The organism is Pseudomonas delhiensis (assembly GCF_900187975.1).
Classification (GTDB): Bacteria; Pseudomonadota; Gammaproteobacteria; order Pseudomonadales; family Pseudomonadaceae; genus Pseudomonas; species Pseudomonas delhiensis.
This window is the reverse complement of the sequence record NZ_FZPC01000055.1, coordinates 1-18060: the sequence shown is the minus strand read 5'-3', so window position 1 is coordinate 18060 and position 18060 is coordinate 1. Positions and strand designations below refer to the sequence as shown.

Here is an 18060-nt window from a genome sequence, read left to right as displayed (position 1 = left end):
TTCTCGGCGAAGGTCGGCGGCAACACCTTCTACCTCGGCCTGCAGAAGGTCATGGGCGACGACGAGTGGTTCCGCGTCAACGGCGCCAGCGGCGGCCCCCTGGCCAACGACGCCTTCGGCTCCAGCTTCGAGAACGCCAAGGAGCGCTCCTGGCAGCTGCGCCACGACTTCGACTTCGCGGCCCTCGGCGTACCCGGCCTGACCCTGATGAACCGCTACATCCACGGCGACAACGTGCACAACAGCAGCACCGACGACGGCACCGAGTGGGCCCGCGAAAGCGAGCTGGCCTACACCGTGCAGTCGGGGCCGCTGAAGACGCTGAACGTCAAATGGCGCAACTCCAGCATGCGCCGCGACTGGGGGCGGACCAACAGCTTCGACGAGAACCGGTTGATCGTCAGTTATCCGTTGAACCTGCTGTAGGTCGATTGCGCCACGGAGTCCTACGACCGTGCTTCCATGGAACTGTAGGAGCGGGCCCTGCCCGCGATTCGCGCGCAGGGCCCTACATGGGAATGATGCGGGCGTTATCCGCCGCCATCCGTGCCCGCCTCCGTCGCCTGGACCACCTCGCGGATGCTCTGCATCAATGCCGCCGACACCGGCGAATGCAGGCAGCCGCTGCGGTAGGTCAGGCCGATGGCGCGGGTGGTCTGCGGCAACGGCACCGGCAGCCGGCGCAGCTCGCCCGAGGCGATCTCGTGTTCCAGCTGGTGCGCCGACACCGCCGCGAGCATGTCCGAGCGCAGCAGCAGGCCACGAATGGTCGCCAGGTCGCCGCTTTCCACCACCGGCCAGGGCGCGGCCATGCCCGAGGCGGCGAAGCAGGCGTCCAGCAGGCCCCGGGCCGGGGAGCCGGCGCGCGGCAATACCCAGCGCGCCTGCTGCAGTTCGGCCAGCTGCACCGGGCGCTGCAACAGCGGGTGGCCGTGGCGGGCCAGCAGCACCATTTCCTCGGTGAGCAGCGCCTCGCCGGCCAGGTCGCTGGCGTAGTCCGCCGAGCGCAGGGCGCCGAAGACGAAGTCCAGGTCGCCGGCGCGCAGCTCGGTGGCCAGCAGGTCGAACGGGCTTTCGTTGGTGATCACCCGCACCCCGGGGTGTTCGGCGGTGAGGCGCACGATGGCCTCGGGCAGGATGCGCGTGCGCCCCAGCGGCAGCGCGCCGACGTGCACCACGCCCTGCAGGCTGCCGCGCATGGCGCTGAGGTCGGTCTCGATGTGGCGCAGCTCGTTGAGCGCGCGGCGGACCGGGAACAGGATCTCGTGGCTCGCCCGCGTCGGCTGCAGGCCGCGTGGGGTGCGCTCGAACAGCGGCCGGCCGCAGCCGCCCTCGAGCACCTTGAGCGCCGAGCTGACCGCCGGCTGGCTGAGGCCGAAGTGGCTGGCCACGGTCTGCATGTGGCGCGTCTCGCAGAGCTTGACGAAGACTTCCAGGCGCCGCCCCTGGAACAGGTACAGCGGCTCCACCGGCGCCGCGCCGAGCAGCCGCGGCACGCTCTCCAGCTCGGCCAGCACGCGGCGCGCGCGGGGCAGCACGCAGTCGCCGTAGTCGGTCAGGCGCATGCCGTTGGCGTGGCGCTCGAACAGCGGCGCGTCGAGCCGCGCCTCCAGTTCGGAAATGGCGCGGGTGACCACCGACTGCGCGCGGAACAGCGCCTCCGAGGCCCGCGACACGCTGCCCAGGTCCGCCACGCGGACGAAGGCGCGGACCTGCATCAGGTTCGGCAGTTCGAAGTCGCTCATTTCCTCTCCCGGCTTGCAGCCCTACTCCGGCGGGACTATGCCCAGCCACCCCGGCAAGCGCAATAAGTAAAAAGCATACCTCCCACAACTGAACGCATTAGTCGCTGCCAACCCTCGGTGACATCCTCGACACATTCCCAACCGGAGCCCACCCACATGAACGCAGCACAAAAATCCGCCCTGGTGGTCAGCGCCCATTCCGCCGATTTCGTCTGGCGCGCCGGTGGCGCCATCGCCCTGCACGCCGAGCAGGGCTACGCCGTGCACATCGTCTGCCTGTCCTTCGGCGAGCGCGGCGAATCCGCCAGGCTATGGCGCAAGGGCGAGATGACCGAGGCCAAGGTCAAGGCCGCGCGCCGCGAGGAAGCCCTGGCCGCCGCCGAGATCCTCGGCGCCAGCGTGGAGTTCTTCGACATCGGCGACTACCCCATGCGCGCCGACAAGGACACCCTGTTCCGCCTGGCCGACGTGTTCCGCCGCGTGCAGCCGGAATTCGTCCTCAGCCACTCGCTGAAGGACCCGTACAACTACGACCACCCGCTGGCCATGAACCTCGCCCAGGAAGCACGCATCATCGCCCAGGCCGAGGGCTACAGGCCCGGCGAGAAGATCGTCGGCGCCCCACCCGTGTACGCCTTCGAGCCGCACCAGCCGGAACAGTGCGAATGGCGCCCGGACACCTTCCTCGACATCACCGGCGTATGGGACAGGAAGTACGCCGCCATCCAGTGCATGGCCGGCCAGGAACACCTGTGGGAGTACTACACCCGCGTCGCCCTGCAGCGCGGCGTGCAGGCCAAGCGCAACGTCGGCATCACCAGCGCGCGCAACATCGTCTATGCCGAGGGCTTCCAGAGCATGTTCCCGCGCGTGACGGAGAACCTGGCATGAGCGCGCTGATCGGCAAGACCGGCCTCGTGGTGCGCAACATCCCCCGCGCCACGCAGGAGGTGATCGACGAACTCGGCCGCCTGGGCGTGGCCACCGTGCACGAGGCCCAGGGCCGCAAGGGCCTGCTGGACGCCGGCATCCGCCCGATCCAGCAGGGCGTGGCGGTGGCCGGCAGCGCGGTGACCGTGCTGGTGGCCCCCGGCGACAACTGGATGTTCCACGTCGCCGTCGAACAGTGCCGCCCGGGCGACCTGCTGGTGGTGGCGCCCAGCTCTCCGTGCGGCGACGGCTACTTCGGCGACCTGCTGGCCACCTCGCTCAAGGCCCGCGGCGTGCGCGCCCTGGTCATCGACGCCGGCATCCGCGACAGCCACACCCTGCGCGAAATGGGCTTTGCAGTGTGGTCGAAGGCCATCAGCGCCCAGGGCACGGTGAAGGAAGTGCTGGGCTCGGTGAACCTGCCGCTGCTGTGCGCCGGGCAACTGGTGAACGCCGGCGATATCGTCATCGCCGACGACGACGGCGCGGTGGTGGTGCGCCACGGCGAAGCCGAACGGGTGCTGGAGGCCGCGCGCAAGCGCGCCGACCTGGAGGAGCAGAAGCGCCTGCGCCTGGCCGCCGGCGAGCTCGGCCTGGACATCTACGAGATGCGCCCGCGCCTGGCCGCCAAGGGCCTGCGCTACGTCGACAGCCTCGACGAACTGGAAGGCCGGCCATGAGCCAGACGCGCATTCCCTGCCTGCTGATGCGCGGCGGCACCTCCAAGGGCGCCTACTTCCTGGGCGCCGACCTGCCCGCCGAGCCGGCCCTGCGCGAGCGCGTGCTGCTGGCGGTGATGGGCTCGCCGGACAAGCGCCAGATCGACGGCCTCGGCGGCGCCGACCCGCTGACCAGCAAGGTCGCCATCGTCCAGGCCTCGCGCCGGCCCGAGGCCGACGTCGACTACCTGTTCGCCCAGGTGCTGGTGGACGAGGCGCGGGTGGACTACGGGCAGAACTGCGGCAACATCCTCGCCGGCGTCGGCCCCTTCGCCATCGAGCGCGGCCTGGTGCCGGTGCGCGGCGCCACCACGCCGGTGCGCATCTTCATGGAGAACACCGGGCAGCTCGCCGTGGCGCACGTCCCCACGCCCCATGGCGAGGTGGAATACGCCGGCGACACGCGCATCGACGGCGTGCCCGGCAGCGCCGCGCCGCTGGTGGTGGAATTCGCCGACGTGGCCGGCTCCAGTTGCGGCGCCCTGCTGCCCACCGGCAACGCCCGCGACCGCTTCGACGGCATCGAGGTCACCTGCATCGACAACGGCATGCCGGTGGTGCTGCTGCGCGCCGCGGACCTGGGCCGCAGCGGCTGCGAGAGCCGCGAGGAGCTGGACGCCGACGCCGAGCTGAAGGCGCGCCTGGAGTCCATCCGCCTGCAGGCCGGCCCGCGCATGAACCTGGGCGACGTCGGCCAGCGCAACGTGCCGAAGATGTGCCTGGTCTCGGCGCCGCGCCAGGGCGGTGCGATCGACACCCGCTCGTTCATCCCGCACCGCTGCCACGCCTCCATCGGCGTGTTCGGCGCGGTGAGCGTGGCCAGCGCCTGCCTGGTGCCGGGCTCGGTGGCGCAGGACCTGGCCCGTGGCGGCGACGGCGAGGTGCGGCGCCTGTCGGTGGAACACCCCAGCGGCGAGTTCAGCGTGGAAATCCGCCTGCGCGACGGGCGCATCGCCGGCTGCGGCCTGGTGCGCACCGCGCGGCTGCTGTTCGACGGCCAGGTGTGCATTCCCCGCGCCCTGTGGTCACCCCGCTGAGGCTGCGGCCCCCGCGCGGCGCCCTGCCGCGCGGGTTCGCCGGCGTTGACCCAGGTCATCGCAGTTGTAAACAAACAGTAAATGCGAGTGATTAAGACTCGCTTTTGTCGTATCTATGGGCATTTCCCAACCGCCCGCCGTACCCGGCGCAACAGGAAAACCTCCATGCAAGCCCGAGCCCTGCCCCTCCCCCGCCGCCTGCTGGCCTGCGCGGCCGCCGCCATGACCAGCGCCTTCCTGCTCCTGCAACCCGCCAGCGCCGCCAGCCTGGACACCGCCTTCGGCCCGGTGCAGGTCAAGGACCACCCGCAGCGCGTGGTGGCCCTCGGCGAGAATACTCTCGACGCCGCCCTGGCCCTGGGCGTGCAGCCCCTGGGCGCCCTGGCCAGCCGCGGCGGCAGCGACATCCCCGAATACCTCAAGGCCAGGGCCGGCAAGCTGCCGCTGGTGGGCACGGTGCGCGAGGTCAACCTGGAGGCCGTGCTCAAGCTGCGCCCAGACCTGATCCTCGCCAGCCCCGGCCTGACCCGCGAGCAGTACGCCAAGCTCAGCCTGATGGCGCCCACCGTGGTACCCAAGGGCGGCGCCCTGGACGACTGGCGCGCGGCCTTCCGCACCTATGCCGCGGCCCTGGACAAGCGCGCCGAGGGCGAACGGCGCCTGGCCGAGCTCGACCAGCGCATCGCCGCGCTGCGCCCGCGCCTGCCGGCCGGCGTCAGCCTCAGCGTGGTGCGCTGGAACCCGCAGGGGCCGATCATGATGTCCAGCCACCTGTTCGCCGGCCAGTTGCTCGACCAGCTGGGCCTGCGCCCCAACCCGCTGGCGGCCGAGCAGACCAGGCGCCCGCACACCGACATCCTCAGCCTGGAGAACCTGTCCAGGGCCGATGCCGACTGGATCTTCCTCGCCACCCTCAACCCCGACGGCGCGAAGGCCCTGGCCGAAGCTCGCCAGCAGCCCGCCTTCACCCGCCTGAAGGCGGTGCGGGCCGGGCACCTGGCCAGCGTCGACGGGCAGATCTGGAGCAGCAGCTCCGGCTACCTGGCCGCCCAGCAGGTGCTGGATGACGTGGAGAAGGCGCTGGCCAACTGATGCTGCCCACGCGCCTGCCCCAGCCGCTGGCCCTCGGGCTGGCGGCTCTGCTGCTGTCGCTGTTGTGCCTGGCCAGCCTGCTACTGGGCGCCGGCGATGCCCGGCCCTGGGCCAGCCTGCTGGCGCTGTTCGGCGGCGCCGACGAAGACACCCGCTTCGTGGTCGGCGTGCTGCGCCTGGCGCGCACCGAGCTGGCCCTGCTGGTGGGCGTGGCCCTGGGCGCCGCCGGCCTGCTGCTGCAGTCGGTGACGCGCAACCCGCTGGCCGAGCCCGGCCTGCTGGGGGTCAGCGCCGGCTCGGCCTTCGCCGTGACCCTGGCGATCAACCTCGGCGCCACCGCCGCCGGCCTGAACCTGGCGGTGGCCGTGGCCGGCGCCCTGGGCGGCTGCCTGCTGGTGCTGGCGGTGTCGCGCCTGCGCGGGGTGGGCGACGACCCGGTGCGCCTGGTGCTGGCCGGGGTGGCCTTCTCCGGCCTGCTCACGGCACTGAGCAGCCTGGTGCTGCTGTGGGACCAGCGCACCGCCGACGAGGTGCGCTTCTGGGTGGTCGGCAGCCTCGCCGGGCGCCCGCTGGACACCCTGCACTGGAGCCTGCCGGGGCTGCTGCTCGGCCTGCTGGTGGCGCTGCCGCTGATCCGCCCGCTGGCCGCCCTGGCCCTGGGCGAACGCGTCGCCAGCGGCCTCGGCCACCACCCGCAGCGGGTGCGCCTGGCCGCCCTGCTGGCGGTGGCGCTGCTGGTGGGCACGGCCAACGCCGCCGCCGGGCCCATCGCCTTCCTCGGCCTGATCGTGCCCTACATCGCCCGCCGCCTGGTGGGCAGCGACATCCGCCGCGGCTTCGTCCTGTGCCTGCTGCTGGGCCCCTGCGTCCTGCTGCTGGCGGACATACTGGCGCGCCTGCTGGTGCGCCCCTACGAGATGCCGGTGGGGGTGGTCACCGCCTTCGTCGGAGCGCCCATCCTCATCGTCGTGGTGCGCTCGCACCGCCTGCCGACACTGCAACGCCAATGAACGCCTCCTCCACTCCCCAGGGTTACGGTCTGCTGCGCCTGGGCCGGCTGTCGCTGCTCTGGCACCGCCGCAGCCTGGCGGTCGGCCTGGCGCTGCTGGTGCTGCTGGGCGCCGCCTTCGTGTTCTGCCTGAGCGGCGACGGCCTCGGCGCCGGCCAGGCCATCGCCGCCCTGCTCGGCCAGGGCGATCCCTTCCAGCAACTGCTGGTGCGCGAGCTGCGCCTGCCACGGCTGTGCGCCGGGGTGCTCAGCGGCGCCGCCCTGGGCGCCGCCGGCTGCCTGATGCAGACCCTGGCGCGCAACCGCCTGGCCACCCCCGGCATGGTCGGCCTGGACAACGGCGCCACCGCCTTCGCCGTGGCCTCCATCGTCGCGGTGCCGACCAGCCTGGCGCCCTCGGCCCTGGCCCTGACCGGCGCCGCCACCGCCGCGGCGCTGACCTTCCTGCTCGCCGCCGGGGCCGGCGCCCGCGGCTACCGCTTCATCGTCGTCGGCCTGGGCATCGGCGCGCTGTTCGGCGCCCTGACCAACCTGATGCTGGCCCGCGCCGACATAGACGCGGCCAACGCCGCCTACCCCTGGACCGTCGGCAGCCTCAACGCCCGCCCGCCGCTGGCCGTGTGGCTGCTGGCCAGCGGCCTGGCCCTGGGCCTGCCGGCGGCGCGCCTGCTCACCCGGCCGCTGACGGCGATGCGCTTCTCCGACAGCGTGGCCATCGGCCTGGGCGTGCGCCTGGGCGCCATGCGCATCGCCACCCTGGCGCTGAGCGTGGCCCTCACCGGCCTGGCCGTGGCGGTGGCCGGCCCGGTCGGCCTGGTGGCGCTGATCGCCCCCGAGGCGGCGCGCTACCTGGGCGGGCAGCACGGCGTGCCGGTGCTCAACGCTGCCCTGGCCGGCGCCCTGCTGACGCTGCTGGCCGACTGGCTGGGGCGCACCCTGCTGGCGCCCATCGAAATCCCCGTGGGCATCGTCATGGCGGTGATAGGCGCGCCCTACCTGCTGTGGATCATCCTGCGCCAACCCTCCGGGAGACAGCCATGAACCCGAACCCCATCGCCCCGCTGGAGGCCCGCGGCCTGAGCATGGCCTACGGCAGGCGGCCGATCATCCAGGGCCTGGACCTGCGCCTGCCGGCCGGCCGGGTGACCGCCATCGTCGGCCCCAACGGCTGCGGCAAGTCCACCCTGCTGGCGGGCCTGGCGCGCCTGCAGAAGCCCAGCGGCGGCGCCGTGCTGCTCGACGGCAAGGCCATCGCCAGCCTGCCCTCGAAGGAAGTGGCGCGGCGCCTGGCGCTGTTGCCGCAGGACGCCAGCGCCCCGGACGGCCTCACCGTGGCCGAGCTGATCCGCTTCGGCCGCCAGCCGCACCAGGGCCTGTTCCAGCAATGGAGCGCCGAGGACCAGGAGGTGGTGGACGCCGCCCTGGCCGCCGCCGACCTCGGCGAGCTGGCCGAGCGGCCGCTGGAATCCATGTCCGGCGGCCAGCGCCAGCGCGCCTGGATCGCCATGGCCATCGCCCAGGACACCCCGCTGCTGCTGCTCGACGAACCCACCTCGGCGCTGGACCTGGGCCACCAGATCGAGGTCTTCGAACTGATCCGCCGCCTCGCCGGGGCCGGCAAGACGGTGGTGATGGTGGTCCACGACCTGTCCAGCGCCTGCCGCTACGCCGACCACCTGGTGGCGATGAAGGGCGGCCGCGTGCTGGCCGAGGGCGCGCCGGCCAGGGTGGTGACGGCAGAACTGGTGGAGGCGCTGTATGGCGTGCGCTGCACCCTGCTGAGCGATCCCTACAGCGGCACGCCGCTGATCGTTGGGGCCAGCCGGGTGCGAGCCTGCTCTTCGTAGGAGCGAGCTTGCTCGCGAACGGGGTTTCCCAGAACTTCGGCGCCAAGACTGAGAGCACCCTCTCCCTAACCCTCTCCCTGAAGGGAGAGGGGACCGTTGGGCAGGGCTGGATGTTATGGCGTTAGCCGGCAGCCTTGGTGGTTTCCGGCTGGAGCCAATTCTTTTCTCGGCACGGACGGCCCCCTCTCCCGCTTGCGGGAGAGGGCTGGGGAGAGGGCGCCCTTAAACCCAACACCAGAGCCACCGACAAACTCTATTCGCGAGCAAGCTCGCGCCTACGAAAAGCACCATCCCATTCCCCCCAGCACTCAGATGCGACGAAATGCCAGCACCCAGCCATTGCCCCGCCCCCACCGCCAATGGGATCATTCGCAATTGCATCGAGTTCTCATCAATGGCCTATCCAGCGACACCCAAGCTGCTCCTGGTGGAGGACGACGCCCACCTGCGCCCGGCCCTGGAACGCCACTTCCAGGGCCGCGGCTTCGCCGTGCGCGCCTGCGAGACCGGCACCCAGGGCCTGGCCGCGCTGCGTGACGGCGGCTTCGACTTGGTGCTGCTGGACATCATGCTGCCCGGCGTCGACGGCCTCAGCCTGCTCGACGAGCTGCGCCGACAGCAGACAGTGCCGGTGATGCTGATGTCCGCCCTGGGCGCCGAGCAGGACCGCATCAGCGGCTTCACCCGCGGCGCCGACGACTACCTGCCCAAGCCCTTCAGCCTGGCCGAGCTGGACGCCCGCGTCGACGCCCTGCTGCGCCGCGTGGCCCTGGACCGGCGCCAGGCCGAGGCGCCCCAGGGCGACGCGCTGACCCTCGACGACGAAAGCCGCGACGTCATCCACCAGGGCCGCGCCGCCGGCCTCACCGGCTCCGAGTACCGCCTGCTGGCGACCCTGCGCGCGCACCCCGGCGAGGCGCTGAGCAAGGCCTTCCTCTACCAGAGCGTGCTGCACCGCGCCTACACCCGCCTGGACCGCGGCCTGGACGTGCACGTCTGCAACCTGCGCCGCAAGCTCGCCGCCATAGGCGCGCAGCACCTGCAGATCCAGGCGGTGCGCGGCCAGGGCTACGTGCTGGTGGAAACGGACAGCGCCTGATGCGCCGCCACCCGCTGCTGTGGAAGCTGGCCCTGCTGCAGGTGGGCTTCTGCCTGACGCTGACCTGGCTGATCTGGAACTGGGGCCTGTCGGTGGAGCGCAGCACCTACTTCCTCGACGAAGCCGACCGCCTGTACCTGGCGCGCTATGCCCTGCAGGCCGAGCAAGCCTGGCGCGAGGGCGGCGCGGCCGGCGCCGAGGCCTTCCGCCGCCAGCTGGAACGCGAGGAAGACACCTGGGCCGCGCTCATCGGCCCGCGCCTGGAGAGCCTCGGCAGCACCCCGCTGAGCGCCGAGGAGGCCAGCCACCTGACCTTCATGCGCAAGCTCGACTGGCCCATGAGCCGGCGCCTGCAGGACGAGCTGCCCTACGTCAGCATCGAATTCCCCGAACACCCCGAGGACGGCCGCCTGGTCATCCAGTTGCCCGAGCGCCTGCTGCCCAGCGGCCTGACGCCCTGGACCCACGTCATCACCCACGGCGTGGCGCCGACCCTGCTGGCCCTGCTGCTGGGCCTGGCGCTGTACCGCCACCTGGTGGTGCCGCTCAACCGCCTGCGCGACCGCGCCGACGCCCTGCGCGCCGACGACCTCGACAGCCCCGGTCTGCCCCTGCAGGAGCGCCGCGACGAGCTGGGCGAGCTGGCCCAGGCCTTCGAGCACATGGCCGCGCGCCTGCGCCAGAGCCTGGCCCAGCAGCGCCTGCTGCTGCGCACCCTGTCCCACGAACTGCGCACGCCCCTGGCGCGGCTGCGCATCGCCCACGACGGCGACCTGCCGCTGGAGCAGCTGCGCCAGCGCCTGGGCCGCGAGGTGGCCGACATGCAGCGGCTGCTGGAAGACACCCTGGACCTGGCCTGGATGGACACCGAGCGCCCGCAGCTGCCCACCGAACCGGTGCTGGTGCTCTCGGTGTGGGAGGCGCTGCGCGAGGACGCCTGCTTCGAGAGCGGCTGGGAGCCGGCGCGCCTGCCCTGTTCGCTGGGCACCGAATGCTGTGTGCAGGTGCACCTGGACAGCCTGGCCCAGGCCCTGGAGAACCTGCTGCGCAACGCCATCCGCCATTCGCCGGCGAGCGGCCGCGTCAGCCTCGACGGCTGGCGCGAGGGCGAACACTGGCACCTGTGCCTGCGCGACCAGGGCCCCGGCGTGGCCGAGGCGGACCTGGAGCGCATCTTCGAACCCTACCAGCGCCTGGAGGGCAGCGGCGCGGGCTTCGGCCTGGGCCTGGCCATCGCCCGCCGCGCCATCGAGCTGCAGGGCGGCCGCCTGTGGGTCACCAACGCCCACCCCGGCCTGTGCCTGCACCTGCGGCTGCCGGCGGGCGAAAGTGTTTAGAAAGTTAATGCGCTTTACTCGCAATTGTGAGTGATTATCATCTTCGATCTCTCGCCTTCAGGCTGAACTTCCGGAGATCGAAGATGTCGTCCCGTGCCCAACCCCTAGTCCCCTTCCTGCTGCTGTCCAGCTGCCTGCTGGCCAGCGCCGTCCACGCCGCCAGCCAGGACGAGCAGCCCATCGAACTGGACAGCCAGACCGTGGTCGCCACCGCCCAGGAAGAGACCAAGCAGGCCCCGGGCGTGTCCGTCATCACCGCCGAGGACATCAAGAAGCGCCCGCCGGCCAACGACCTGTCGCAGATCATCCGCACCATGCCGGGGGTCAACCTGACCGGCAACTCCAGCAGCGGCCAGCGCGGCAACAACCGGCAGATCGACATCCGCGGCATGGGCCCGGAGAACACCCTGATCCTGGTCGACGGCAAGCCGGTCAGCAGCCGCAGCTCGGTGCGCTACGGCTGGCGCGGCGAACGCGACACCCGCGGCGACACCAACTGGGTGCCGGCCGACCAGGTCGAGCGCATCGAGGTCATCCGCGGCCCGGCGGCGGCGCGCTACGGCTCCGGCGCCATGGGCGGGGTGGTGAACATCATCACCAAGCAGGCGGCCAAGGAAACCCACGGCAACCTCACCCTCTACCAGAACTTCCCGCAGCACGGCGACGAAGGCGCCACCAAGCGCATGAGCTTCGGCCTCAACGGCCCGCTCACCGACACCCTCAGCTACCGCGTGTACGGCGACGTGGCCAAGACCGACGCCGACGACTGGGACATCAACTCGGGCCACGAGTCGGCGCGCACCGGCAACCAGGCCGGCACCCTCCCCGCCGGCCGCGAAGGCGTGCGCAACAAGGACGTCAACGGCCAGCTGAGCTGGCGCCTGACGCCCGAGCAGACGCTGGAGCTGGAGGCCGGCTTCAGCCGCCAGGGCAACATCTACACCGGCGACACCCAGAACACCAACAGCAACGCCAACGTGAAGAGCATGCTCGGCCACGAGACCAACATCATGTACCGCGAGACGTACGCGATGACCCACCGTGGCGACTGGGACTTCGGCTCCTCCATGGCCTACCTGCAGTACGAGAAGACGCGCAACCGGCGCATCAACGAGGGCCTGGCCGGCGGCACCGAGGGCATCTTCAGCAACACCGACTTCTACACCTCGACCCTGCGCGACCTCACCGCCCACGGCGAGGTCAACCTGCCGCTGTACGCCTGGCGCAACCAGACCCTCACCCTGGGCAGCGAATGGACGCGCCAGGAGCTGGACGACCCCAGCGCCAACACCCAGACCACCAGCGAGGGCGGCTCCGTGCCCGGCCTGACCAGCACCGGCCGCGACGGCAGCTCCTCGGCGGAGATCTTCTCGCTGTTCGCCGAAGACAACATCGAGATCATGCCCGGCACCATGCTCACCCCGGCGCTGCGCTTCGACCACCACGACATCGTCGGCGACAACTGGAGCCCGTCGCTGAACCTGTCCCACGCGCTGACCGACACCCTCACCCTGAAGGCCGGCATCGCCCGCGCCTACAAGGCGCCGAACCTGTACCAGCTCAACCCCAACTACCTGCTCTACAGCCGCGGCCAGGGCTGCTACGGGCAGAGCACCAGCTGCTACCTGCAGGGCAACGCCGACCTCAAGGCCGAGACCAGCGTCAACAAGGAACTGGGCATCGAGTTCAAGGACAACGGCTGGGTCGCCGGGCTGACCTACTTCCGCAACGACTACAAGAACAAGATCGAGTCCGGCCTGAGCCCGATCGGCAGCGCCAGCGGCGGCACCGGCAGCTACGCCAACGCCTCCATCTACCAGTGGGAGAACGTGCCCAAGGCGCTGGTCGAGGGCCTGGAAGGCACCCTCACCGTGCCCCTGGCGCAGCAGCTGACCTGGACCAACAACTTCACCTACATGCTGCAGTCGAAGAACAAGGAAACCGGCGACGTGCTCTCGGTGATCCCGGACTACACGCTCAACTCCATGCTCGACTGGCAGGCCACCGACGACCTCTCGCTGCAGCTGAGCGTGGCCTGGTACGGCAAGCAGAAGCCGAAGAAGTACGACTACCAGGGCAACCGCGTGACCGGCAGCGCCAACGACCAGCTGTCGCCCTACGCGCTGACCGGCGCCAGCGGCACCTACAAGATCAGCAAGAACCTCAGCCTCACCGCCGGCGTCGACAACATCTTCGACAAGCGCCTGTACCGCGCCGGCAACGCCCAGGGCGTGACCAACATCGCCGGCGCCGGCGCGGCCACCTACAACGAGCCCGGCCGCACCCTCTACACCAGCCTGACCGCGTCCTTCTGAGGACCACCCGGCCCCCGCTCCCGGCGGGGGCCGGCAGACGAGATCGCCTGATGAAAACCACCTCCCTGCCCCTGGTCCTGGCGCTGGCACTGGCCGCGTCGAACCCGGCGGCCCTGGCGCAACCGGCGCCGGACCAGAAGATGGACACCACCTTGCTGCAACGCCAGGACCTGGCCTACCGCTTCACCCGCCTCGAACTCGACTCCGCCGACGGCCGGCGCCACTACCGCCTGTGGGTCGGCAAGCCCGAACGCCCGGCTCCCGCCGCCGGCTACCCGGTGCTGTGGATGCTCGACGGCAACGCCGCCCTCGGCGCCCTCGACGCCGCCGGCCTGGCGAAGCTCGCCGACGGCCAGGCGCCGCTGCTGGTCGCGGTCGGCTACCAGACCGACCAGCGCATCGAGCGCAACGCCCGCACCTACGACTACACCCCACCGCTGCCCGGCGAGGCCAGGCAGCTCGACCCGCTGACCGGCCAGCCCAGCGGCGGCGTCGATGCCTTCCTCGACCTGCTGCGCGAACGCATGCGCCCCATGGTCGCCGCCGTCGCCCCCATCGACGCCAGCCGGCAGACCCTCTGGGGCCACTCCTACGGCGGCCTGGCCGTGCTCCACGCGCTGTTCACCCGCCCCGGCGAATTCAGCGCCTACGCCGCCGCCAGCCCCTCGCTGTGGTGGCACGACGGCGCCATCGTCCGCGAAGCCGCGGGCCTGGAGCAGCGCCTGGGCGAAAGCCGCCCGCGCCTGCTGCTGATGCGCGGCGGCGACGAACCGGGCAACCCGCGCGGCCCGGCGAAAGGCGACGCCGAACGCCCGGCCCGCGAGCTGAGCGCCGACCTGGCGAAGGTGCCGGGCCTGCAGGTGCAGTACCAGCGCTTCGACGGCCTGGGCCACGGCCCCATGCTGCCGGCGTCGCTGCGCTACTTGATCGAGCACTACCCGTAGGGCGCATAACGCCTAAGGCGTTATCCGCCGTTGCCCCGGCACCGGAGCGTACGGAAACGGGGGCTTCGGGTTCGGATCCACAGCGGCCGGGGAACAAGGTCAAGCGGCGGATAACCGCGAACGGTTATTCGCCCTACGCCCCGATCACCCTCGTAGGGCGCATAACGCCTACGGCGTTTCCGCCGTTGCCCCGGCACCGGAGCGTACGGAAACGGGGGCTTCGGGTTCGGATCCACAGCGGCCGGGGAACAAGGTCAAGCGGCGGATAACCGCGAACGGTTATTCGCCCTACGCCCCGATCACCCTCGTAGGGCGCATAACGCCTACGGCGTTATCCGCCGTTGCCCCGGCACCGGAGCGTACGGAAACGGGGGCTTCGGGTTCGGATCCGCAGCGGCCGGGGAACAAGGTCAAGCGGCGGATAACCGCGAACGGTTATCCGCCCTACGCCCTGCCCTCCCCCTTTGCGTTGCTGGCAATCGGCAACCGGGCGGGAGCACAATCCGGGGTTCACCGTTCCAGGAAGCCTCCGGATGTCCGATAGCCTGCACGCGGCCTTGCGCCACTTCGTTTCCGCCCAGCGCCGCGACCCGGCGTTCCGCTCCCTGCGCCTGGTGCAGCGGCACAGCCTGGATTGCGGCGTGACCCGCGACCAGGTCGACCCGGTGCGGCACGGCCTCGACCAGGGGGCGATGCTCTGTGCCGAAGTCGACGGCGTGGAAGCCTTCGCCGCCACCAGCGACCTTGGCGAAAACGGTCTGCGCCAGGCCTTCGAACGTGCCCGCCAACTCGCCGCCAGCATCGCCGCCCGCGCCCTGCCGCGCCCGGCCCAGGCCGGCGCCGACCTCGGCCAGCAGCGGCGCAGCAGCCCGCATTTCGCAGCCCCGCTGCCGGACCTGGCGCAATGGCTGGACCTGCTGCGCGCGGAATGCGCCGCGGTGCCCCGTGACGAACGCATCGTCGACTGGAGCGCCAGGCTCGGCGTGGTGCGCGAACGCCAGCTGTACCTCGACCGCCACGGCAGCGACCTGCTGCACGAGACCCAGCGCCTCTACCCCTGGCTGTCGGTGACCGCCTTCGACGGCCAGCAGAGCCAGACACGTACCTTCGAAGTGGCCCGCCAGGGCGGTGCCGAGGTGATGTTGCACAGCGGCTTCGCCGGCGCCGCCGCGCGCGTCGCCGACGAGGCCCTGCAACTGCTGCTGGCGCCCAACACCCCGGAAGGCACCCGCGACCTGCTGCTGATGCCCGACCAGATGATCCTGCAGATCCACGAATCCATCGGCCACCCGCTGGAACTGGACCGCATCCTCGGCGACGAACGCAACTACGCCGGCACCAGCTTCGTCACCGCGGACATGTTCGGCCACTACCAGTACGGCTCGCCGCTGCTCAACGTCAGCTTCGCCCCGGACGTGCCCGACGAACTGGCCAGCTACGCCTACGACGACGAAGGCACGCCCGCCGAGCGCCAGCTGCTGATCGCCAACGGCATCCTCCAGCGCCCCCTCGGCGGCGCCCTGTCCCAGGCCCGCAGCCAGCTCGCCGGCGTCGCCAACAGCCGCGCCTGCAACTGGAACCGCGCGCCCATCGACCGCATGGCCAACCTCAACGTCGAGCCCGGCGACAAGAGCCTGGCGCAGTTGGTCGGTGGCATCGAGAAAGGCATCCTCATGGCCACCAACCGCTCCTGGTCCATCGACGACGCGCGCAACAAGTTCCAGTTCGGCTGCGAATGGGGCCAACTGATCGACAACGGCGAACTCGCCGGCGTGGTGCGCAACCCCAACTACCGCGGCATCTCCGCGCAGTTCTGGCGCAGCCTCGGCGCGGTGGGCGACGCCTCCACCTTCAGCGTGATGGGCACCGCCAACTGCGGCAAGGGCGAACCCAACCAGGCGATCACCGTCGGCCACGCCTCGCCGGCCTGCGTGTTCAAGGACGTCACCGTGTTCGGAGGGCAGGCCTGATGCATCTGCGACTGTCCCCCGAACACCTGCGCGAACTCGCCGGCTGGCTGCAGGGCCGGCTGCGCGGCGACGAGGAGTTCAGCCTGTGGCTCGCCGCCGAGGACTCCGACTTCGTGCGTTTCAACCACGCCCGGGTGCGCCAGGCCACCCGCGTGCTGCAGATCGAGGCGCAGCTGCGGCTGATCCGCGGCGCCCGCCACGCCAGCCTGGAACTGAGCCTCACCGGCACCGCGGAACAGGACCGCCTGCGCCTGCAACAGGGCCTGGAGCAGTTGCGCGGCACCCTGGAGGCGATCCCGGAAGACCCCTACCTGCTGCTGGAGGACGAACCCTGGACCAGCGTCCAGGAAGCCCCCGGCCGGTTGCCGGAAGTGCGCGAGGTGATCGACCAGGTGGACGCCCGGGCGCGCGACCTGGACCTGGTCGGCATCTACGCCGGCGGCCCGCTGTACCGCGGCTTCGCCAACACCCGCGGCAGCTTCGGCTGGCAGGCCAGCGGCAGCGCCAGCCTGGACTGGAGCCTGTTCGCCGACAACGGCGAGGCGGTGAAGACCACCTACGCCGCCCGCGACTGGGACGCCGCCGAACTCGGCCGGGCCTTCGCCCGCGCCCGCGAGCAGTTGGAGTACCTGCAACGCCCGCAGCGCACCCTGCAGCCGGGAGCCTACCGTGCCTACCTGGCGCCGGCGGCGCTGGAAGAGATCGTCTCGCTGCTGTGCTGGGGCGGCTTCTCCGCCCGCGAACTGGCCACCCGCCAGAGCCCGCTGCTGTCGCTGCACCTGGGCCATGCCAGCCTGTCGCCCCAGGTCCGGCTGGAGGAAGCGGCCAGCAGCGGCCTGGAACCGCTGTTCGACAGCGACGGCTTCCTGCGCCGCGACCAGACGCTGATCGACGGCGGGCGCATGGTCGGGCAACTGGTCAGCCCGCGCTCGGCGAAGGAATTCGGCCTGCCCGCCTACGGCGCCGGCAGCCACGAAATGCCGCGGTCCCTGGTCATGGCCGGCGGCGACCTGCCCGAGGACGAAGTGCTGGCGCGCCTGGGCACCGGCCTGTACATCGGCAACCTCTGGTACCTGAACTACTCGGACCTGGCCGCCGCGCGCATCACCGGCATGACGCGCTTCGCCAGCTTCTGGGTGGAAGACGGCCGGATAGTCGCCCCCCTGGCCAGCATGCGCTTCGACACCAGCCTGTACAGCCTGCTCGGCGAGCACCTGCAGGCCCTCACCCGCGAACGCTCGCTGCGCATCGACACCAACACCTACGGGCGCCGCAGCGCGGCCACCCAGTTGCTGCCGGGGGCGCTGGTGGAGGGGTTCACGCTGACGCTGTAGGGCGTACAACCGTTCGCGGTTGTACGCCGTTACACCCATCTCGACGTTGGACTCCTGGTCAAGCCCGGAGCGCTTGGAAACGGGAGCTTCGGGTTCGAATCCGGCGCGGCCTGGGGCCAAGGTCAAACGGCGGATAACCGCGAACGGTTATCCGCCCTACGCCACGGTCGGGCCCGGCGTAGGGCGCATAACGCCTACGGCGTTATCCGCCGTTTGACCTTGATCCCCGGCGGCGCAGGGGTTGGCCTGGGCGCTGGCTGTGGCCTCGGTGTATCGGCGGATAACCGCGAACGGTTATCCGCCCTACGCCAAGGTCGAGCCCGGCGTAGGGCGCATAACGCCTACGGCGTTATCCGCCGTTTGACCTTGATCCCCGGCGGCGCAGGGGTTGGCCTGGGCGCTGGCTGTGGCCTCGGTGTATCGGCGGATAACCGCGAACGGTTATCCGCCCTACGCCAAGGTCGAGCCCGGCGTAGGGCGCATAACGCCTACGGCGTTATCCGCCGTTTGACCTTGATCCCCGGCGGCGCAGGGGTTGGCCTGGGCGCTGGCTGTGGCCTCGGTGTATCGGCGGATAACCGCGAACGGTTATCCGTATATGGACTCCTCCCGTTTTGCCAGCGACCGACGTGCTTTTCCGAACTTGGGTACGACTGCTGCCGTATATCCGGCTTCATGGAGC

General features: G+C 71.0%; 15 protein-coding genes. 14 read left to right on the top strand and 1 reads right to left on the bottom strand.

Annotated elements, in window-relative coordinates:
* The coding region (locus CHC02_RS29380; protein WP_141137707.1) for an OprD family outer membrane porin at positions 1 to 426 on the top strand (426 nt) is incomplete at its 5' end.
* A gap of 104 nt (positions 427 to 530) precedes the next feature.
* On the opposite strand, the gene CHC02_RS29375 is transcribed toward CHC02_RS29380, so the two are convergent.
* The gene (locus CHC02_RS29375; protein ID WP_089394888.1) at positions 531 to 1745 is read right to left on the bottom strand and encodes a LysR family transcriptional regulator; all 1215 of its coding nucleotides are present in this window, start codon (positions 1743 to 1745) and stop codon (positions 531 to 533) included.
* 156 nt (positions 1746 to 1901) lie between these two features.
* On the opposite strand from CHC02_RS29375, the gene galB reads away from it, so the two are divergent.
* The 13 genes from galB (at position 1902) to CHC02_RS29310 (ending at position 17378) form a co-directional block, all read left to right on the top strand.
* Complete coding sequence (gene galB / locus CHC02_RS29370) at positions 1902 to 2636, top strand: 4-oxalmesaconate hydratase (RefSeq protein ID WP_089394887.1); 735 nt, start codon at positions 1902 to 1904, stop codon at positions 2634 to 2636.
* Positions 2633 to 3355, top strand: coding sequence for a 4-carboxy-4-hydroxy-2-oxoadipate aldolase/oxaloacetate decarboxylase (locus CHC02_RS29365; RefSeq protein ID WP_089394886.1), 723 nt, complete (start codon positions 2633 to 2635; stop codon positions 3353 to 3355). The genes galB and CHC02_RS29365 overlap by 4 nt, the downstream gene beginning before the upstream one ends.
* A complete protein-coding gene (locus tag CHC02_RS29360; RefSeq protein WP_089394885.1) occupies positions 3352 to 4431 on the top strand; it encodes a 4-oxalomesaconate tautomerase in 1080 nt (359 codons plus the stop codon). Before CHC02_RS29365 ends, CHC02_RS29360 begins: the two co-directional genes overlap by 4 nt.
* A gap of 165 nt (positions 4432 to 4596) precedes the next feature.
* Complete coding sequence (locus tag CHC02_RS29355; protein WP_089394884.1) at positions 4597 to 5523, top strand: ABC transporter substrate-binding protein; 927 nt, start codon at positions 4597 to 4599, stop codon at positions 5521 to 5523.
* A complete protein-coding gene (locus tag CHC02_RS29350; RefSeq protein WP_176450357.1) occupies positions 5523 to 6533 on the top strand; it encodes a FecCD family ABC transporter permease in 1011 nt (336 codons plus the stop codon). Before CHC02_RS29355 ends, CHC02_RS29350 begins: the two co-directional genes overlap by 1 nt.
* Positions 6530 to 7573 carry a FecCD family ABC transporter permease gene (locus tag CHC02_RS29345; RefSeq protein WP_089394883.1) on the top strand — a complete coding sequence of 348 codons (1044 nt, stop codon included), beginning with the start codon at positions 6530 to 6532 and terminating at the stop codon, positions 7571 to 7573. Before CHC02_RS29350 ends, CHC02_RS29345 begins: the two co-directional genes overlap by 4 nt.
* On the top strand, positions 7570 to 8379 hold the full coding sequence (locus tag CHC02_RS29340; RefSeq protein WP_089394882.1) for an ABC transporter ATP-binding protein: 810 nt from the start codon (positions 7570 to 7572) through the stop codon (positions 8377 to 8379). The genes CHC02_RS29345 and CHC02_RS29340 overlap by 4 nt, the downstream gene beginning before the upstream one ends.
* 394 nt (positions 8380 to 8773) lie before the next feature.
* On the top strand, positions 8774 to 9478 hold the full coding sequence (locus CHC02_RS29335; RefSeq protein ID WP_089394881.1) for a response regulator transcription factor: 705 nt from the start codon (positions 8774 to 8776) through the stop codon (positions 9476 to 9478).
* Positions 9478 to 10815 carry a HAMP domain-containing sensor histidine kinase gene (locus tag CHC02_RS29330; protein ID WP_089394880.1) on the top strand — a complete coding sequence of 446 codons (1338 nt, stop codon included), beginning with the start codon at positions 9478 to 9480 and terminating at the stop codon, positions 10813 to 10815. Before CHC02_RS29335 ends, CHC02_RS29330 begins: the two co-directional genes overlap by 1 nt.
* A gap of 83 nt (positions 10816 to 10898) precedes the next feature.
* Entirely contained in the window at positions 10899 to 13130 is a 2232-nt protein-coding gene (locus tag CHC02_RS29325) for a TonB-dependent siderophore receptor (RefSeq protein ID WP_089394879.1), read from the top strand.
* A 50-nt stretch (positions 13131 to 13180) separates the two neighbouring features.
* The gene (locus tag CHC02_RS29320) at positions 13181 to 14074 is read left to right on the top strand and encodes an alpha/beta hydrolase (protein ID WP_089394878.1); all 894 of its coding nucleotides are present in this window, start codon (positions 13181 to 13183) and stop codon (positions 14072 to 14074) included.
* A 533-nt stretch (positions 14075 to 14607) separates the two neighbouring features.
* Positions 14608 to 16044 (top strand): TldD/PmbA family protein, encoded by a 1437-nt coding sequence (locus CHC02_RS29315; protein ID WP_089394877.1) that lies wholly within the window; start codon positions 14608 to 14610, stop codon positions 16042 to 16044.
* Positions 16044 to 17378, top strand: a complete 1335-nt coding sequence (locus CHC02_RS29310; protein ID WP_089394876.1) for a TldD/PmbA family protein — start codon at positions 16044 to 16046, stop codon at positions 17376 to 17378. Before CHC02_RS29315 ends, CHC02_RS29310 begins: the two co-directional genes overlap by 1 nt.
* Positions 17379 to 18060 lie beyond the last annotated feature (682 nt).